Below are 14,281 nucleotides of genomic sequence, written 5' to 3' on the forward strand. Positions count from 1 at the left end.
GCAATCCCCGTGCCGACCAACCGCTCCGGGACGCTCGGAGCCCGGCAGCGTCGACGACCGCGGCGGCCCGGTCCGTGCTGACCGGACCGCCGGGCCAGGACCCTACTTGCCGAAACCGGCCCGCTTGAGCGCGTCGGCCATCGCCCCGCTGGGCGCCGGCCGGCGATCGTTGCGGTTCCCGCCCCGGTTGCCCTGGCTCCCCCGAGCGCCCTGGCCCTGCGGGGCGCCGCGAGTACCGCCGCGCTGGTCGTTCCGGCGCGGCTGACCACCACGCGGACTGTCGTCACGTCCCTGCCCACGGGGTGCGCGAGCAGGCTTGCCGTCGGAGCCCGGCTCATCGTCGAGCCGCAACGAGAGCCCGATGCGCTTGCGCTCCACATCCACGTCCATGACCTTCACCTTCACGATGTCACCGGACTTGACGACCTCGTGGGGATCGGAGACGAACCGATGCGCCATCGCCGAGACATGGACGAGCCCGTCCTGGTGCACACCCACGTCGACGAACGCACCGAAGGCGGCCACATTGGTGACCTGACCCTCGAGGACCATGCCCGGCGTCAGGTCGGAGACCTTCTCGATGCCGGTGGCGAACGTCGCGGTCTTGAACTCAGGACGCGGGTCACGTCCTGGCTTGTCGAGTTCGGCGATGATGTCGACGACGGTCGGACGACCGAAGGTCTCGTCGACGAACTCCTCGGGACGCAGCTTGGTGAGGGTCGGGGTGTCACCGATCAGCGACCGGACATCCGTGCCCACCTTCTCGATGATGCGGGTGACGACCGGATACGCCTCGGGGTGCACGCTCGACGCATCCAGCGGGTTGTCGCCATCGGCGATGCGCAAGAAGCCTGCGCACTGTTCGAACGCCTTGGGTCCGAGCCGGGGCACCGCGGTGATCTGCTTGCGGTCCCGGAACGCACCATTGGTGTCACGATGCGCGACAATCGATTCCGCGAGTCCCGCGGTGATGCCGGACACCCGGGACAGCAGGGGCACCGAGGCCGTGTTCACGTCCACACCGACCGCGTTCACCGCGTCTTCGACGACTGCGCCGAGCGACCGCGCGAGCAGGGTCTCGGAGATGTCGTGCTGGTACTGGCCGACCCCGATGGACTTCGGGTCGATCTTCACGAGTTCCGCGAGCGGGTCCTGCAGACGGCGGGCGATCGAGACCGCGCCGCGGATGGAGACGTCGAGGTCGGGCAGCTCCTTCGACGCGTAGGCCGATGCGGAGTACACGGAGGCACCCGCCTCGGACACGACGACGCTCGTCGGCGGCTTCTTGCCGGCTTCCTTGATCGCGGACAGGAGTTCACCGGCGAGCGCGTCGGTCTCCCGCGAAGCGGTGCCGTTGCCGATCGCGATGAGTTCGACACCGTGCTTCTCGACGAGTGCGCCCAGCACGGCCAGCGCGCCGGACTTGTCGCGTCGCGGCTCGTGCGGATAGATCGTCGCGTGGTCGACGACCCTGCCGGTCGCGTTCACCACCGCGACCTTCACGCCGGTGCGCAGACCGGGATCGAGGCCCATCGTCGTTCGGGACCCGGCGGGCGCCGCCAGCAGGAGGTCCTTGAGGTTCGTGGCGAACACCGCGACCGCGTCGGCCTCCGCGGCCTGACGCAGCCGCATCCGGACGTCGAGCGACAGCCCGACGAAGAGCTTGGTGCGCCACGCCCAGCGCACCGTGTCGGTGAGCCAGCGGTCGGCGGGGCGGCCCTGATCGGCGATGCCGAACCGGGCGGCGATCCGCTGTTCGTACGGGCCGGGGCCGGCAGGTCGCTCAGCCGCTTCCGGGTCGGCGTCGAGGGTGACCGAGAGGATCTCCTCGCGCTCACCGCGCAGCACGGCCAGGACCCGGTGCGACGGCAACGAGGTGAACGGCTCGGAGAACTCGAAGTAGTCGGCGAACTTGGCGCCGGCCGACTCCTTGCCCTCGCGAACCGCAGTGCGCAGCACGCCCGTCTGCCACATCAGCTCGCGGAGTTCGCCGACCAGGTCGGCGTCTTCGGCGAACCGCTCCACGGCGATCGCGCGGGCACCGTCGAGTTGTTCGGCGGTGAACGTCGACGGATCCGTCGTCGGGTCCGAGAGCAGCGCATCGGCCACGGGCTCGTGCCCGGCCTCGCGCGCGATCTGGGCCTTGGTGCGGCGCTTGGGCTTGTACGGGAGGTAGATGTCCTCGAGGCGGGCCTTGGTGTCGGCTTCGAGGATGCGTGCGTCGAGGGCGGCGTCGAGCTTGCCCTGCGCGGCGATCGATTCGCGGACCGCCTGGCGACGGGCCTCGAGGTCGCGGAGGTAGCCGAGACGCTCGTCGAGCGTGCGGAGTTGCGCGTCGTCGAGGCCGCCGGTGGCCTCTTTGCGGTACCGGGCGACGAACGGGACCGTCGACCCGCCGTCGAGCAGTTCGATGGCCGAACGCACCTGACCGACCCCCACCCCGAGTTCGGCGGCGATCGCCGAGGCGATGCGGGAGTTCACGACCGCGGGATCGGGCGCGGGCACCGTCTGCGGTGCCGCGGCCGGCGAGCCGGGAGTCGCGGGTGCGGGTTCGGGCGCGGAGTCGGGTGACACAGTTTCTGACACGATCGCCGACCCTACCGGCCGACTCGGACAGCGGTCAGACTCGACCCGCCGCGCCGTGGACACGCGCACTCTCGTACAGACAGATGGCCGCCGCGGCAGCGACATTCAGGCTCTCCGCGCGTCCGCGGATCGGAATGGACACACGGTGGTCGGCCGAACGCTGCACGTCGGCCGGCAACCCATGTGCCTCGTTGCCGAACAGCCAGGCGACCCGGCCGGAGAGCACATCGGCCGCGGAGTCCAGGTCGACCTCGCCGTCGGCCGCCGTCGCCAGCAGCGTGATGCCGGTGGCGCGGATGGCGTCGAGCGCGTCGTCGACGGAACGCTCGCGCACCACGGGCACCGTGAACACGCTCCCCGCGCTCGCCCGGACACACTTGCCGTTGTGCGGGTCGACGGCGTCGCCGAGCAGGACGACGGCGTCCGCGCCCATCGCATCCGCACACCGGATCAGCGTGCCCGCGTTTCCGGGTTCACGCGCCTCGACGGCGATGGCGAGAAGCCGCGGCGCCTCGGTGAGGACTGCCTCGAGCGACACGTCGAGGAGCGGGCAGATCGCGAAGATTCCTGCGGGCGTAGAGGTCTCACCGAGTTTCGACGCGGCGCGGGCCGTGATCACCGACACCGGGACGCCCGCCGCCGTCGCGGCGTCGACCAGTTCGCGGTGGCGTGGCTGCTCGTCTTCGGCGACCAGGAGCACCTCGATTCGTCCGACGGCGAGCGCCGACGCGACGGCGTTCGCCCCTTCGGCGAGGAATCGGCCCTGCTCGCGCCGCTCGGCGGCGCGATGGAGCTTTGCATACGACACGACCCGCGAGGATCGCTCGGACAGGATCTCCGTCATCGGAGACTCGTCCGCGCGACTCGCGGGTCGTGGGTGCTGGGGTGCAATCAGGCAGCCGGGGCGTTGACGTCGGCCGGCAGAGCCTTGCGGGCGACCTCGACGAGACCGGTGAAGGCCTCGGGATCGGTGACGGCGATGTCGGCGAGCACCTTGCGGTCGACCTCGACACCAGCGGCCTTGAGGCCCTGGATGAGGCGGTTGTAGGTGATGTCGTTGGCGCGGGCCGCGGCGTTGATACGCGAGATCCACAGCTTGCGGAATTCACCCTTGCGCGCGCGACGGTCGCGGTAGGCGTAGGTCAGCGAGTGGAGCTGCTGCTCCTTCGCCTTGCGGTACAGGCGCGACCGCTGTCCGCGGTAGCCCTTGGAGGCCTCGAGGGTGGACCGACGCTTCTTCTGGGCGTTGACGGCCCTTTTCACGCGTGCCATGTGTTAGATCCTTTTGCTTGTCAGATGTCTGGGGTCGCTGGCGTCAGCGGTTGAGCAGTCGCTTGATGCGCGGGGCGTCGTTCTCGCTGACGACGGTGGTGCCGTCGAGACGGCGAGTGCGCTTGGACGACTTGTGCTCGAGCAGGTGGCGACGGTTGGCCTTCTGGCGCACGATCTTCCCGCTGCCGGTCACCTTGAAGCGCTTCGCGGTGCCCTTGTGGGTCTTGCTCTTCGGCATGTTCTTCCTTCTCTCGGGCGAACTCGGGCACCGGACCTGGCGAGGTCCGGTGTGTGTCCGGGTTCGCGTGTCTGATCTCGGCCGGAACGGATCGGACTCTCGTCCGGCCGATCGACTCAGTTCTCGTCCGCTCAGTTCTCGTCCGGGGCGGCCTTCGGGCCACCGGAACGTTCGCGGCTCTCTTGTGCCTTCTGGCGGGTCTTCGCACCCTTGTGCGGGGCGAGGACCATGGTCATGTTGCGACCGTCCTGCTTGGCCGACGTCTCGACGAAGCCGTAGTCGGCGACGTCGTTGCCCAGCCGCTGCAACAGGCGGTAGCCGAGCTCGGGACGGGACTGTTCGCGGCCGCGGAACATGATGGTGACCTTCACCTTGGAACCCGCCTCGAGGAACCGGATGACGTGACCCTTCTTGGTCTCGTAATCGTGGTCGTCGATCTTGGGCCGGAGCTTCTGCTCCTTGATGACGGTCATCTGCTGATTACGACGCGATTCGCGCTGCTTCTGGGCTGCCTCGTACTTGAACTTGCCGTAGTCCATGATCTTGCAGACCGGCGGACGGGCGTCCGGAGCCACCTCGACCAGGTCGAGGTCGGCCTCGTAGGCCAAGCGAAGCGCATCTTCAACACGCACGATGCCCACCTGCTCCGAGTTGGGTCCGACGAGTCGGACCTCAGGGACGCGGATGCGCTCGTTGATGCGGGTCTCAGTGCTGATGGGGCCTCCTTGTTCAATCCTGCAGTGGTAACCGTCGCGTCGTGGCGAGGGACGTATGCAAGAGAACCTGCGGGACACCTCAGCAAGGAAGCCCCGGGACTGATGTCCGCGGGGCTCCGATACCGACCGGTTCGTTCTCCGCATGCCAGAACTGACACACGTCGCCGTCGACATGCAGCTCAGCATCGTAGGATGCGATCTGCGACGATCGGCGTGAACCGGACCGTGCAACTGCGAGAACCTCGCGTCGAACGGTGGGAGCGGAACTCCACTTACGACCCCGGCGCATACCAGGGCGGTCGTGCTATGGGAGTCTAACAGCCATGGCCGAGAACTCCTATTCGTCACCTGCACCGTTACCCCCGGAGGGTGCGACGGACGGCGGCGCCGGAACGGGAGCTCCGGCGGACACCGATCTCGACAACGTCCGTGACCTGGGCGATATTCCGGCGATCGAGGTCATCACCCGGTCCATCGTCATGCTGATGAGTGCGGCGGCCGAGAAGCTCGGGCTTGCCGAGGGCACCCCCGCGGAACGCATCGACCTGCCCGAGGCGCGCACCCTTATCACCGCCCTGGCCGGCATCGTCGACGCGTCGAAAGCGGATCTCGGCATCCATGCGGCACCGATCCGTGACGGCCTGAAGAGTCTTCAGCTGGCGTTCCGCGAGGCCAGTGCCTATCCGGACGAGCCCGGCGAGGGCCCGGGCGAGAAGTACACCGGTCCGGTTCGAGCGCCCCGGAAGTAGGTGGCCTCGACACGCGGCGACCGAGCCCCGCTGGTTGAGCAGGCGAGGAGCGTAGCGACGAGCCGTGTCGAAACCACTACCCTGGACCCATGACGAATGCCGATGAGCCCGGGCGGTCCGACGAGATCGTCGATGCGGAGATCGTGCCGACCGGCCCGGTGCCGGGAGCGTTCCCTGATCCGAATTACTCCGACAGCGGGGTCCCGACCTTCGACTTCGTCCGCGACAAGATCGAGAACCGCATCACGACTGCGATCGGCTCCCAGGAGCTCGCGGAGGCCGGCCCTGAGGGACAGAGCGTCGACGAGATGATGCGCAAGCGCGACGAAGCCGCGAAGAAGCGACTCGAGGAGATCCGCAAGTCGATGGGGTCCTGACCGACCTCACTCCCCCGAATCGCGTTCCGCGCCACCGGTCTGCGGTCAGCCGACCGACGCCACCGCCTGGTCGATGTCGACGATCTCGGCCAGGAACTTGCCGGTGTGGCTGCCCGGGGTCGCGGCGATGTCTTCCGGGGTGCCCTCGCCGACGACGGTCCCGCCGCCTGCGCCGCCCTCGGGTCCCATGTCGATGACCCAGTCGGCGGTCTTGATGACGTCGAGGTTGTGCTCGATCACGATGACCGTGTTGCCCTTGTCGACCAGGCCGTTGATCACCGTGAGCAGCTTCTTGATGTCCTCGAAGTGCAAGCCGGTGGTGGGCTCGTCGAGGATGTAGACCGTCCGGCCCATCGACCGCTTCTGCAACTCGGCCGCCAGCTTCACGCGCTGCGCCTCACCACCGGACAGGGTCGGGGCCGGCTGCCCGAGCCGGACGTAACCGAGGCCGACGTCGACGAGGGTCTTGAGGTAGCGGTGGATCGAGCTGACGGGCTCGAAGAAGTCGGCCGCCTCCTCGATCGGCATGTCGAGGACCTCGGAGATGGTCTTGCCCTTGTAGTGGACCTCGAGGGTCTCCCGGTTGTAGCGCGCACCGTGGCAGACCTCGCACGGCACGTAGACGTCCGGCAGGAAGTTCATCTCGATCTTGATCGTGCCCTCGCCGGTACATGCCTCGCAGCGGCCGCCCTTGACGTTGAACGAGAAGCGACCCGGCTGGTAGCCGCGCACCTTGGCCTCGGTGGTCGCCGCGAACAGGGTGCGGATCTTGTCGAAGACGCCGGTGTAGGTGGCCGGGTTGGACCGCGGGGTGCGGCCGATCGGCGACTGGTCGACCTGGACGAGCTTGTCCAGGTTGTCCAGGCCCTTGATGCGCGTGTGGCGTCCGGGCACCTGGCGCGCGCCGTTGAGCTTGTTGGCGAGCACCGTCGCGAGGATGTCGTTGACGAGCGTCGACTTGCCCGATCCCGAGACGCCGGTGACCGCGGTCATCACACCGAGCGGGAACGACACGTCGATGCCGCGCAGGTTGTGCTCCCGTGCGCCGACGACGGTCAGCTGCCGCTTGCGGTCGATCGGCCTGCGGATCTCCGGCACCGGCAGGGTGTCGCGTCCGGCGAGGTACGCACCGGTCAGCGACTTGCGGTTCTTCAGCAGGTCCTTGTAGCTACCGCTGTGCACGACGTGACCACCGTGCTCACCCGCGCGGGGACCGATGTCGACGATCCAGTCGGCGGCGCGGATGGTGTCCTCGTCGTGTTCGACGACGATGAGCGTGTTGCCCAGGTCCCGAAGACGGGTCAGCGTGTCGATGAGCCGGCGGTTGTCGCGTTGATGCAGACCGATCGACGGCTCGTCGAGGACGTAGAGGACGCCCGCGAGACCCGACCCGATCTGGGTGGCCAGACGAATGCGCTGCGCCTCACCGCCCGACAACGATCCCGCTGCGCGCTCCAGGGACAGGTACTCGAGCCCGACGTCGAGCAGGAAGCGGATGCGGGCCTGGACCTCTTTGAGGACCCGACCCGCGATGGCCGCCTGCCGTGAGTCGAGCCGCAGCTGGTCGAGGAAGTCGGCGCAGTCGGCGACCGACAGTGCACACACCTCGGCGATCGACTTGGGTCCGTACTCCGGGTGGTCGAGGGTCACCGCGAGGATCTCCGGACGCAACCGCGCACCCTGGCAGGCAGGACACGGCACATCGCGCATGTAGCCCTCGTAGCGCTCCTTCATCTGCTCGGACTCGGTCTGGTCCATGCGGCGCGCAAGGAACGAGAGCACACCCTCGAACTCGGTGTAGTACGAGCGGGTGCGGCCGTACCGGTTGCGGAACTTGACGTGCACCTGGTGATCGCTGCCGTTGAGCAGTGCCCGCCGAGCCTTGATGGGCAGTTTCTTCCATGGCGTGTTGATGTCGAACTTCATCTGGTCGGCCAGCCCCGACATCAGGCGAAGGAAGTAGTCGGCGTTGTGCCCGGTGGACCATGGTGCGATGGCCCCCTCGGCGAGCGACATCTCCGGGTCGGGCACGACGAGTTCCTCGTCGACCTCCTTGCGGACGCCGAGGCCGTCGCATTCGGGGCACGCGCCGTAGGGCGAGTTGAACGAGAACGAGCGCGGTTCGAGGTCGTCGATCGCGATCGGGTGTGCGTTCGGGCAGGCCATCCGCTCCGAGAACCGACGCTCACGTTCCGGATCGTCTTCCTCGAGGTCGACGAAATCGAGCACGATGATGCCGTCGGCCAGACGCAGACCGGTCTCGACCGAATCCGTCAGACGCTGCTTGGCGCTGGTCTTGACGACCAGGCGGTCGACGACCACCTCGATGTCGTGCTTCTCCTGCTTCTTCAGCTTCGGCGGATCGGTCAGCGGGTGGACGACTCCGTCGATGCGGGCGCGCGAAAAACCCTGGGTCTGGAGTTCGGCGAAGAGGTCGACGAACTCGCCCTTCCGAGTGCGGACGACCGGTGCGAGCACCTGGAAGCGGGTGCCCTCCTCCATCGCGAGGACCTGATCGACGATCTGCTGCGGTGTCTGCTTGGCGATGGGCTCGCCACAGATCGGGCAGTGCGCCTTGCCCGCGCGGGCGTACAGGAGTCGGAGGTAGTCGTAGACCTCGGTGATCGTGCCGACGGTCGACCGGGGGTTGCGGTTCGTCGACTTCTGATCGATGGACACCGCGGGCGAGAGTCCCTCGATGAAGTCCACGTCCGGCTTGTCCATCTGCCCGAGGAACTGCCTCGCGTAGGCCGACAGCGATTCGACGTAGCGTCGCTGTCCCTCCGCGAAGATCGTGTCGAAGGCGAGGGACGACTTGCCCGATCCGGACAGCCCGGTGAACACGATGAGGCTGTCCCGGGGCAGGTCGACATCGATGCCGCGAAGGTTGTGTTCGCGGGCACCTCGGACGATCAAGCGATCAACCACTGCAGTCCTTACATTCTCGAGTCACGGGGCGCACGGCCGGCGCACGGGCACAGTACCGACGGCCACCGACAAGATTGTCATCACGAGCTCGCCCCGGAAAGATTCGCGGGTTCGGTGACCGGGCGATCGGTCTCGCCGCCCGCGTGTCATTCCCCGAACCGATGATCCAGGATACGCGCGCCACGCGAACTCCCATGGTCACGACCGTCACATTCCGACGGCCTGCTGTCATAGCCTGTCGACATGACCTCCCCAGCGACACCGATCAGCGACACCTACACCGGCGACCTCTCCGAGTCGAAGACCCCGCAGCGCCGCACGCTGGCGGCGGCCACCATCGTCAAGCTGTCCGTCGGTCCGATGGACAACAACGTCTACGTGGTGACCTCGCGCGCCACCGGCGATCAGTTGATCATCGACGCGGCCAACGACGCGGACACGATCACCGGAGTCCTGTCGGCCGTCGAGGGAACGCCGAAACTGATCTTCACCACCCATCAGCACTTCGACCACTGGCAGGCCCTCGCCGCCGTCGCCGAGCACACCGGGGTGCCCACCGCGGCCGGGCGCCTGGACGCCGGCGAACTGCCCGTCACCCCCGACCGCCTCGTCGACGACGGTGACGTCATAGAGGTCGGCGACCTCTCGTTCGAGGCCATCCACCTGGTCGGTCACACCCCCGGTTCGATCGCCCTGGCCCTCACCGACGTGGCCGACGACGGCGAGCGAACCGTCCACCTGTTCACCGGGGACTGTCTCTTCCCGGGCGGGATCGGCAAGACCTGGAAGCCGGAGGATTTCGACACCCTTCTCGAGGACGTCTCGACGAAGCTGTTCGACCGGTTCGACGACTCGACCGTGGTCTACCCGGGCCACGGCACCGACACCACCCTGGGTGCTGAGCGCGACTCGCTGCCCGAGTGGCGTGAGCGCCGCTGGTGAGCACCGCGTGTTTGGTCTTCGCCGCAGACGGTTACCTGTTCCTCGGATCGTTCGGCGAGTCGTGACCCGAGACGCCTGCACACGCGCAATCTGATCACGGCACGCCGAGCGACCTGCAGATTCGTCGCGAGAGGGTAGCGTTGAACGGGCCAGAAACGCGCTCCACCCGACGGATCTCGATAGCCAAACCCGACTGAAGAAGGTTGTGACCGATGATTCTCCGCCGTATAGCCCGTCCGCTCCTCGCCTCGGCGTTCGTCGCCAGCGGCGTGGACGCCATCCGGAGCCCCAAGCCGATTGCGCAATCCGCGGAACCGGTCGTGGACAAGGCCCGGTCGTCGCTCCCGCCGGAGGTGGCCGGCCGGATCCCGGAGAACACCGAGACGCTCGTACAGATCAACGCGGCCGCCCAGATCGGCGGCGGCATCCTCCTCGCGACCGGCAAGTTCCCGCGCTTCGCGTCGGTCGTCCTGGCCGGGACGCTGATCCCCACGACGGCCGCCGGCACCGACTTCTGGAACGAGGCGGACCCGGTCAAGAAGGAGGCCCAGCGCAACGCCTTCATCAAGAACGTCGGCCTCCTCGGCGGAGTTCTGCTGGCGGCTGTCGACACCGAGGGCAAGCCCTCGCTCGCGTGGCGTGGACGCCAAAAGGCCTCCGCGGTTGCGGCGGCCCTGCCGATCGGCGCGGCCGCCGGGTCGTCGACGTGGGAGCACCTCGTCGAGCGCACCCACGACGGCGCCGAGATCGTCTCCGAGCGGTCGGCCGATGCCGCGGCGAAGTTCCGCGAGCACGCTCCGGAGATCGCCGAAGCCGCCCAGAAGCGCTCGCTGGAGTTCGCCGAGAAGGCCGCCGACACCGCCTCCGACGTCGCCGACCGCATCCGTGACCGGGCCCCGGTTCTGGCCGATGCGGCTCTCACCCGCTCGTCGGAACTCGCCGACACGGCTCTCGCGCGCTCGTCCGATCTCGCCGACACCGCGCGCAAGCGAGGCCCGAAGCTCGTCAAGGAAGCGCAGAAGCGCGCCGAGAAGGCCCAGAAGCAGGCCGCGAAGGCACAGAAGCAGGCGAAGAAGAAGGCTCCGAAGGTCGCCGACTCGGCACGCGACCGCGCGTCCGAACTCGCCGACACCGCACGCAAGCGCGCCCCGGAGTTCGCCGACGTCGCGCGCGATCGGTCCGCCGAGCTGGCCGACGTCGCCCGCGCTCGATCGGCCGAACTCGCCGAGACCGCACGGCAGCTCGCCGCGTCCGCCGAGGACTCGGCAGAACAGAGCCGCAAGCGTCTGCGCAAGGCACGTCGCTGATCCCTCGGGATCCTCTCGCGCACGAGCAGAAGATACGAGCACGACCCTGAACACAACCGATCTCACGACCACGGACGCGGTGCACCCGCCAGGCGACTATCCCTGGGTGCCCGCGTCCGTGGCGCTGAGAGACGTCGCACTACGGGACGTGATCCTGGGTGATCCGGCCTTCGGGTCCGTTCCCTCTCCCGATTCCCGGTTGGTGGTCGCGGTCGGGTCGAACGCCGCCCCACACGTCCTGCGCCGCAAGCTGGCACATGTGCGGTCGTCGGACATCGTCTGTCTGCAACCGGTCCACGTCACGAACATCACAGTCGGCCATTCCGCACACGTCGCGGCCCGCGGCTATCTACCTGCCGCCCCGATCTTCGCAGGTCAGCGGTCGATCACGACCATCGCGGCATGGCTGGGTCCCGACCACATCGAGGCGCTCGACGCCACCGAACCGAACTATCATCGACAGACAGTGAATACGCGCGACCACCCCCTGATCCATGGCCGGCCCACCCCCTTCCTCCCCGAGGATCGGCCGCCCCTGCCCACGGAGTTCGACCTCTACGTGTCCCGTCACGGCGTCCTCGCCGACCCGGTCACCGGCGACCCGATCCCCTTCGGCCCACAGGCCGACGTTCTGTCGTGGTTGTCCCGACGCCTCGACGATGCGACCCTCGCCGATCCGGTGCCGGACGTCTGTACCCGTCTGGCGGGCGATCCCCCGGCGGTGACCGCCCGATTGCGGGCCGCCGGCCTGTCCCGGTCCGACGATCTCCGCTCACCCCGGTCGATCGGACACGATCGATGACCGCCCTCTCGCCGGACACCGATCCCCGGGTGGATGAGGAACAGCGGCACCTCGACCGCGTGTACGGCCGCCTCGATCGGATGCGGCGGACCACCCAGCGCCGGTTGTCGTCGACCCTGTCCGAACGCGGCGGCACGCCACAGGCACTGTCCGAACGCGAGTCGTACGAGCGGATGTACAACGAAGACCTCGCCAAATTCGATGCCGCCGAACACAATCTGTACTTCGGCCGTCTCGATCTCGACGACGGCGAGATCCGGCGCATCGGGCGGATCGGTGTGCTCGACGACGGTTTCGCCGACGACGGCGAGCTCGACGCCACCGCCACCGACGCCACCCTCCTGCTCGATTGGCGTGCTCCCCTGGCCCGGCCGTTCTATCTGGCGACGCCTGCGGCCCCCGAGGACGTCGCACGCCGACGCCACATCCGGACCCGTAGCCGCAAGGTCCGCGGTGTCAGCGACGAGTCCCTGACCGCCGGCGACGCCCTGCTCGACGACTTCGGACACGGCGACGTCGTCAACGAATCGGCGTTGGTGGCCGCCCTCAACGCGGCGCGTACCGGTGAGATGACCGACATCGTCGAGACCATCCAGCGCGAGCAGGACCTGATCATTCGCTCGACGCACCGCGGGGTCACCGTCATCCAGGGCGGACCCGGTACCGGCAAGACCGCGGTCGCGCTCCACCGCGCGGCCTACCTGCTCTACACCCATCGTGAGAACCTCTCCCGCAGCGGCATTCTCATCATCGGGCCCAATGACGACTTCCTGAACTACATCGGTCAGGTGCTCCCCTCGCTGGGCGAGTCCGGCGTGCTTCTCTCGACCATCGGCGACTTGTTCCCCGGTGTGCGGGCGGGCACCGACGATCCGCGGACGGCCGCGGCGGTCAAGGGCGGCCTACGCATGGTCGACGTCCTCAAGCGAGCGGTGCGCGCCCAGCAGTCACTGCCGTCCCGACCCGAAGCAGTGGACTTCGACAGCTACCGGGTCGAGATCGACTCGGCGCTGATCAAGGCCGCGCGCGCCAAAGCCCGCGCGACGCGACGCGCGCACAACCTGTCGCAGAACGCCTTCCTCAAGGCCGGACTCGCCGAACTCGCCGCCCGGCATGCGGCGACGATCGGATCGAGCCTGCTCGACGGTTCGCAGTTGCTCAGCCCCGCGGACATCGCCGACATCCGCGACGACATGAGTCGCGATCCCGACATCCGTGCCGCGCTGCTGCGCTACTGGCCGACCCTCACCCCGCAGGCACTGCTGCGCGACCTCCTCGGCGACGAACGCGCGATCCGCAAGGCCACCCCGGGCTGGTCGGACGCCGACCGCGCAGCGCTGCACCGGCCGTCGCGGCCGGCGACGACATCAGGTGAGGACTTCTCCCCTGCGGACGTGCCACTGCTGGATGAGTTGGCCGAGCTGATCGGGTACGGCACCGAGGACGCCGAGCGGGCCGAGCGCGCACGGTGGCGCCGCCAGCTCGCCGAGGCCCAGGATGCCCTGGACATCCTGACCGGCTCGGCACCGCAAGACCTCGAGGACGAACTCGACCCCGAGATCCTGATGGCCTACGACCTGATCGACGCCGAACAACTCGCCTCCCGCCAGACCGAGACCCGGCGCGCCACGACAGCCGAACGCGCCTATGGCGACCGCACCTGGACCTTCGGCCACGTCATCGTCGACGAGGCCCAGGAGCTTTCCGCGATGGCATGGCGAATGGTGATGCGGCGCATCCCGAATCGGTGGATGACGATCATCGGCGACACCGCACAGACATCCGATGAGGCGGGCACCCGCTCATGGGGCGAGGTCCTGGAACCCTATGTCGCCAAACGCTGGCAGTTCAAGGAACTCTCGGTCAACTATCGAACCCCCAGCGAGATCATGGTGTACGCCGCCCGCGTCCTCGATGAGATCGGCAACGGCGAGAAGGCGCCGACCTCGTTGCGCAGCAACGGGATCGAGCCGGTAGCCATCCGCGCGGACGGTGGAGCACCGGCGGACATCGTCGACGCCGTCCGCCGGGCCGTCGAGCTCGCCGAACCCGACGGCCTCACCGCCGTCGTGGTCCCCGACCACCTGCGCGAGGTCGTCGATGCGGCATTGTCCCCGGAACGATTCGCCCTGGAGGACCGCGAGCCGCCCCGGGTCTACACCGTACGGAGCTGCAAGGGCCTGGAGTTCGACACCACGATCGTCGTCGAGCCCGCCGCCGTCATCGATCAGTCACCACGGGGACTCAGCGACCTGTACGTGGCCCTCACCCGGGCGACGCAGCGACTCGTCGTCGTCCATCGCGACGATCTCCCCGACGCACTCGCTGATCTGCCGGCCGGCTGACCGGCGGGGTCCGGTGGGT

Annotated in this window: 12 protein-coding genes; 6 read left to right on the forward strand and 6 right to left on the reverse strand. The window is 68.3% G+C overall.

Annotated features, from left to right (window positions below; translation table 11 throughout):
• Positions 1–102 precede the first annotated feature (102 nt).
• The 5 genes from MHN80_RS24805 to infC all read right to left on the reverse strand — a co-directional run bounded on the left by MHN80_RS24805 (position 103) and on the right by infC (position 4,869).
• Positions 103–2,574, reverse strand: coding sequence for a Tex family protein (locus tag MHN80_RS24805; RefSeq protein ID WP_308219801.1), 2,472 nt, complete (start codon positions 2,572–2,574; stop codon positions 103–105).
• Positions 2,575–2,620: 46 nt separating this feature from the next.
• Entirely contained in the window at positions 2,621–3,430 is an 810-nt protein-coding gene (locus MHN80_RS24810) for an RNA methyltransferase (protein ID WP_064572035.1), read from the reverse strand.
• 47 nt (positions 3,431–3,477) lie between these two features.
• Positions 3,478–3,858, reverse strand: a complete 381-nt coding sequence (gene rplT, locus MHN80_RS24815; RefSeq protein WP_004018755.1) for a 50S ribosomal protein L20 — start codon at positions 3,856–3,858, stop codon at positions 3,478–3,480.
• A 43-nt stretch (positions 3,859–3,901) separates the two neighbouring features.
• The gene (gene rpmI, locus MHN80_RS24820; protein ID WP_004018754.1) at positions 3,902–4,096 is read right to left on the reverse strand and encodes a 50S ribosomal protein L35; all 195 of its coding nucleotides are present in this window, start codon (positions 4,094–4,096) and stop codon (positions 3,902–3,904) included.
• Between the two features lie 131 nt (positions 4,097–4,227).
• Positions 4,228–4,869, reverse strand: coding sequence for a translation initiation factor IF-3 (infC, locus tag MHN80_RS24825; protein ID WP_239404045.1), 642 nt, complete (start codon positions 4,867–4,869; stop codon positions 4,228–4,230).
• A 266-nt stretch (positions 4,870–5,135) separates the two neighbouring features.
• Between infC and MHN80_RS24830 the strand changes: the two genes are divergently transcribed.
• The gene (locus MHN80_RS24830) at positions 5,136–5,561 is read left to right on the forward strand and encodes a DUF1844 domain-containing protein (protein ID WP_064572034.1); all 426 of its coding nucleotides are present in this window, start codon (positions 5,136–5,138) and stop codon (positions 5,559–5,561) included.
• A gap of 89 nt (positions 5,562–5,650) precedes the next feature.
• Positions 5,651–5,938: a hypothetical protein gene (locus tag MHN80_RS24835; RefSeq protein WP_004018749.1), complete on the forward strand. Its 288-nt coding sequence runs from the start codon at positions 5,651–5,653 to the stop codon at positions 5,936–5,938.
• A gap of 45 nt (positions 5,939–5,983) precedes the next feature.
• Here MHN80_RS24835 and uvrA read toward each other — a convergent pair whose 3' ends face one another.
• Positions 5,984–8,866: an excinuclease ABC subunit UvrA gene (uvrA, locus tag MHN80_RS24840; protein WP_064572033.1), complete on the reverse strand. Its 2,883-nt coding sequence runs from the start codon at positions 8,864–8,866 to the stop codon at positions 5,984–5,986.
• A 243-nt stretch (positions 8,867–9,109) separates the two neighbouring features.
• Here uvrA and MHN80_RS24845 point away from each other — a divergent pair, with 243 nt between their 5' ends.
• From MHN80_RS24845 to MHN80_RS24860, 4 genes are all read left to right on the forward strand, one after another.
• The gene (locus MHN80_RS24845; RefSeq protein ID WP_239404042.1) at positions 9,110–9,808 is read left to right on the forward strand and encodes an MBL fold metallo-hydrolase; all 699 of its coding nucleotides are present in this window, start codon (positions 9,110–9,112) and stop codon (positions 9,806–9,808) included.
• Between the two features lie 212 nt (positions 9,809–10,020).
• Positions 10,021–11,115 carry a DoxX family protein gene (locus MHN80_RS24850; protein ID WP_101821517.1) on the forward strand — a complete coding sequence of 365 codons (1,095 nt, stop codon included), beginning with the start codon at positions 10,021–10,023 and terminating at the stop codon, positions 11,113–11,115.
• 106 nt (positions 11,116–11,221) lie between these two features.
• Entirely contained in the window at positions 11,222–11,917 is a 696-nt protein-coding gene (locus MHN80_RS24855; protein ID WP_033206411.1) for a hypothetical protein, read from the forward strand.
• A complete protein-coding gene (locus tag MHN80_RS24860; RefSeq protein ID WP_239404043.1) occupies positions 11,914–14,262 on the forward strand; it encodes an ATP-binding domain-containing protein in 2,349 nt (782 codons plus the stop codon). The genes MHN80_RS24855 and MHN80_RS24860 overlap by 4 nt, the downstream gene beginning before the upstream one ends.
• Positions 14,263–14,281: the final 19 nt, after the last annotated feature.

Origin of the sequence: Gordonia sp. McavH-238-E (genome assembly GCF_022348225.1) — a bacterium.
GTDB lineage: Bacteria > Actinomycetota > Actinomycetes > Mycobacteriales > Mycobacteriaceae > Gordonia > Gordonia terrae.

Excerpts from the sequence above, each read along its gene's own strand:
- MHN80_RS24810 (WP_064572035.1), bottom strand. The coding sequence starts at position 3,430 with ATGACGGAGATCCTGTCCGAGCGATCCTCGCGGGTCGTGTCGTATGCA.
- rplT (WP_004018755.1), bottom strand. The coding sequence starts at position 3,858 with ATGGCACGCGTGAAAAGGGCCGTCAACGCCCAGAAGAAGCGTCGGTCC.
- rpmI (WP_004018754.1), bottom strand. The coding sequence starts at position 4,096 with ATGCCGAAGAGCAAGACCCACAAGGGCACCGCGAAGCGCTTCAAGGTG.
- MHN80_RS24830 (WP_064572034.1), top strand. The coding sequence starts at position 5,136 with ATGGCCGAGAACTCCTATTCGTCACCTGCACCGTTACCCCCGGAGGGT.
- MHN80_RS24835 (WP_004018749.1), top strand. The coding sequence starts at position 5,651 with ATGACGAATGCCGATGAGCCCGGGCGGTCCGACGAGATCGTCGATGCG.
- MHN80_RS24845 (WP_239404042.1), top strand. The coding sequence starts at position 9,110 with ATGACCTCCCCAGCGACACCGATCAGCGACACCTACACCGGCGACCTC.
- MHN80_RS24850 (WP_101821517.1), top strand. The coding sequence starts at position 10,021 with ATGATTCTCCGCCGTATAGCCCGTCCGCTCCTCGCCTCGGCGTTCGTC.
- MHN80_RS24860 (WP_239404043.1), top strand. The coding sequence starts at position 11,914 with ATGACCGCCCTCTCGCCGGACACCGATCCCCGGGTGGATGAGGAACAG.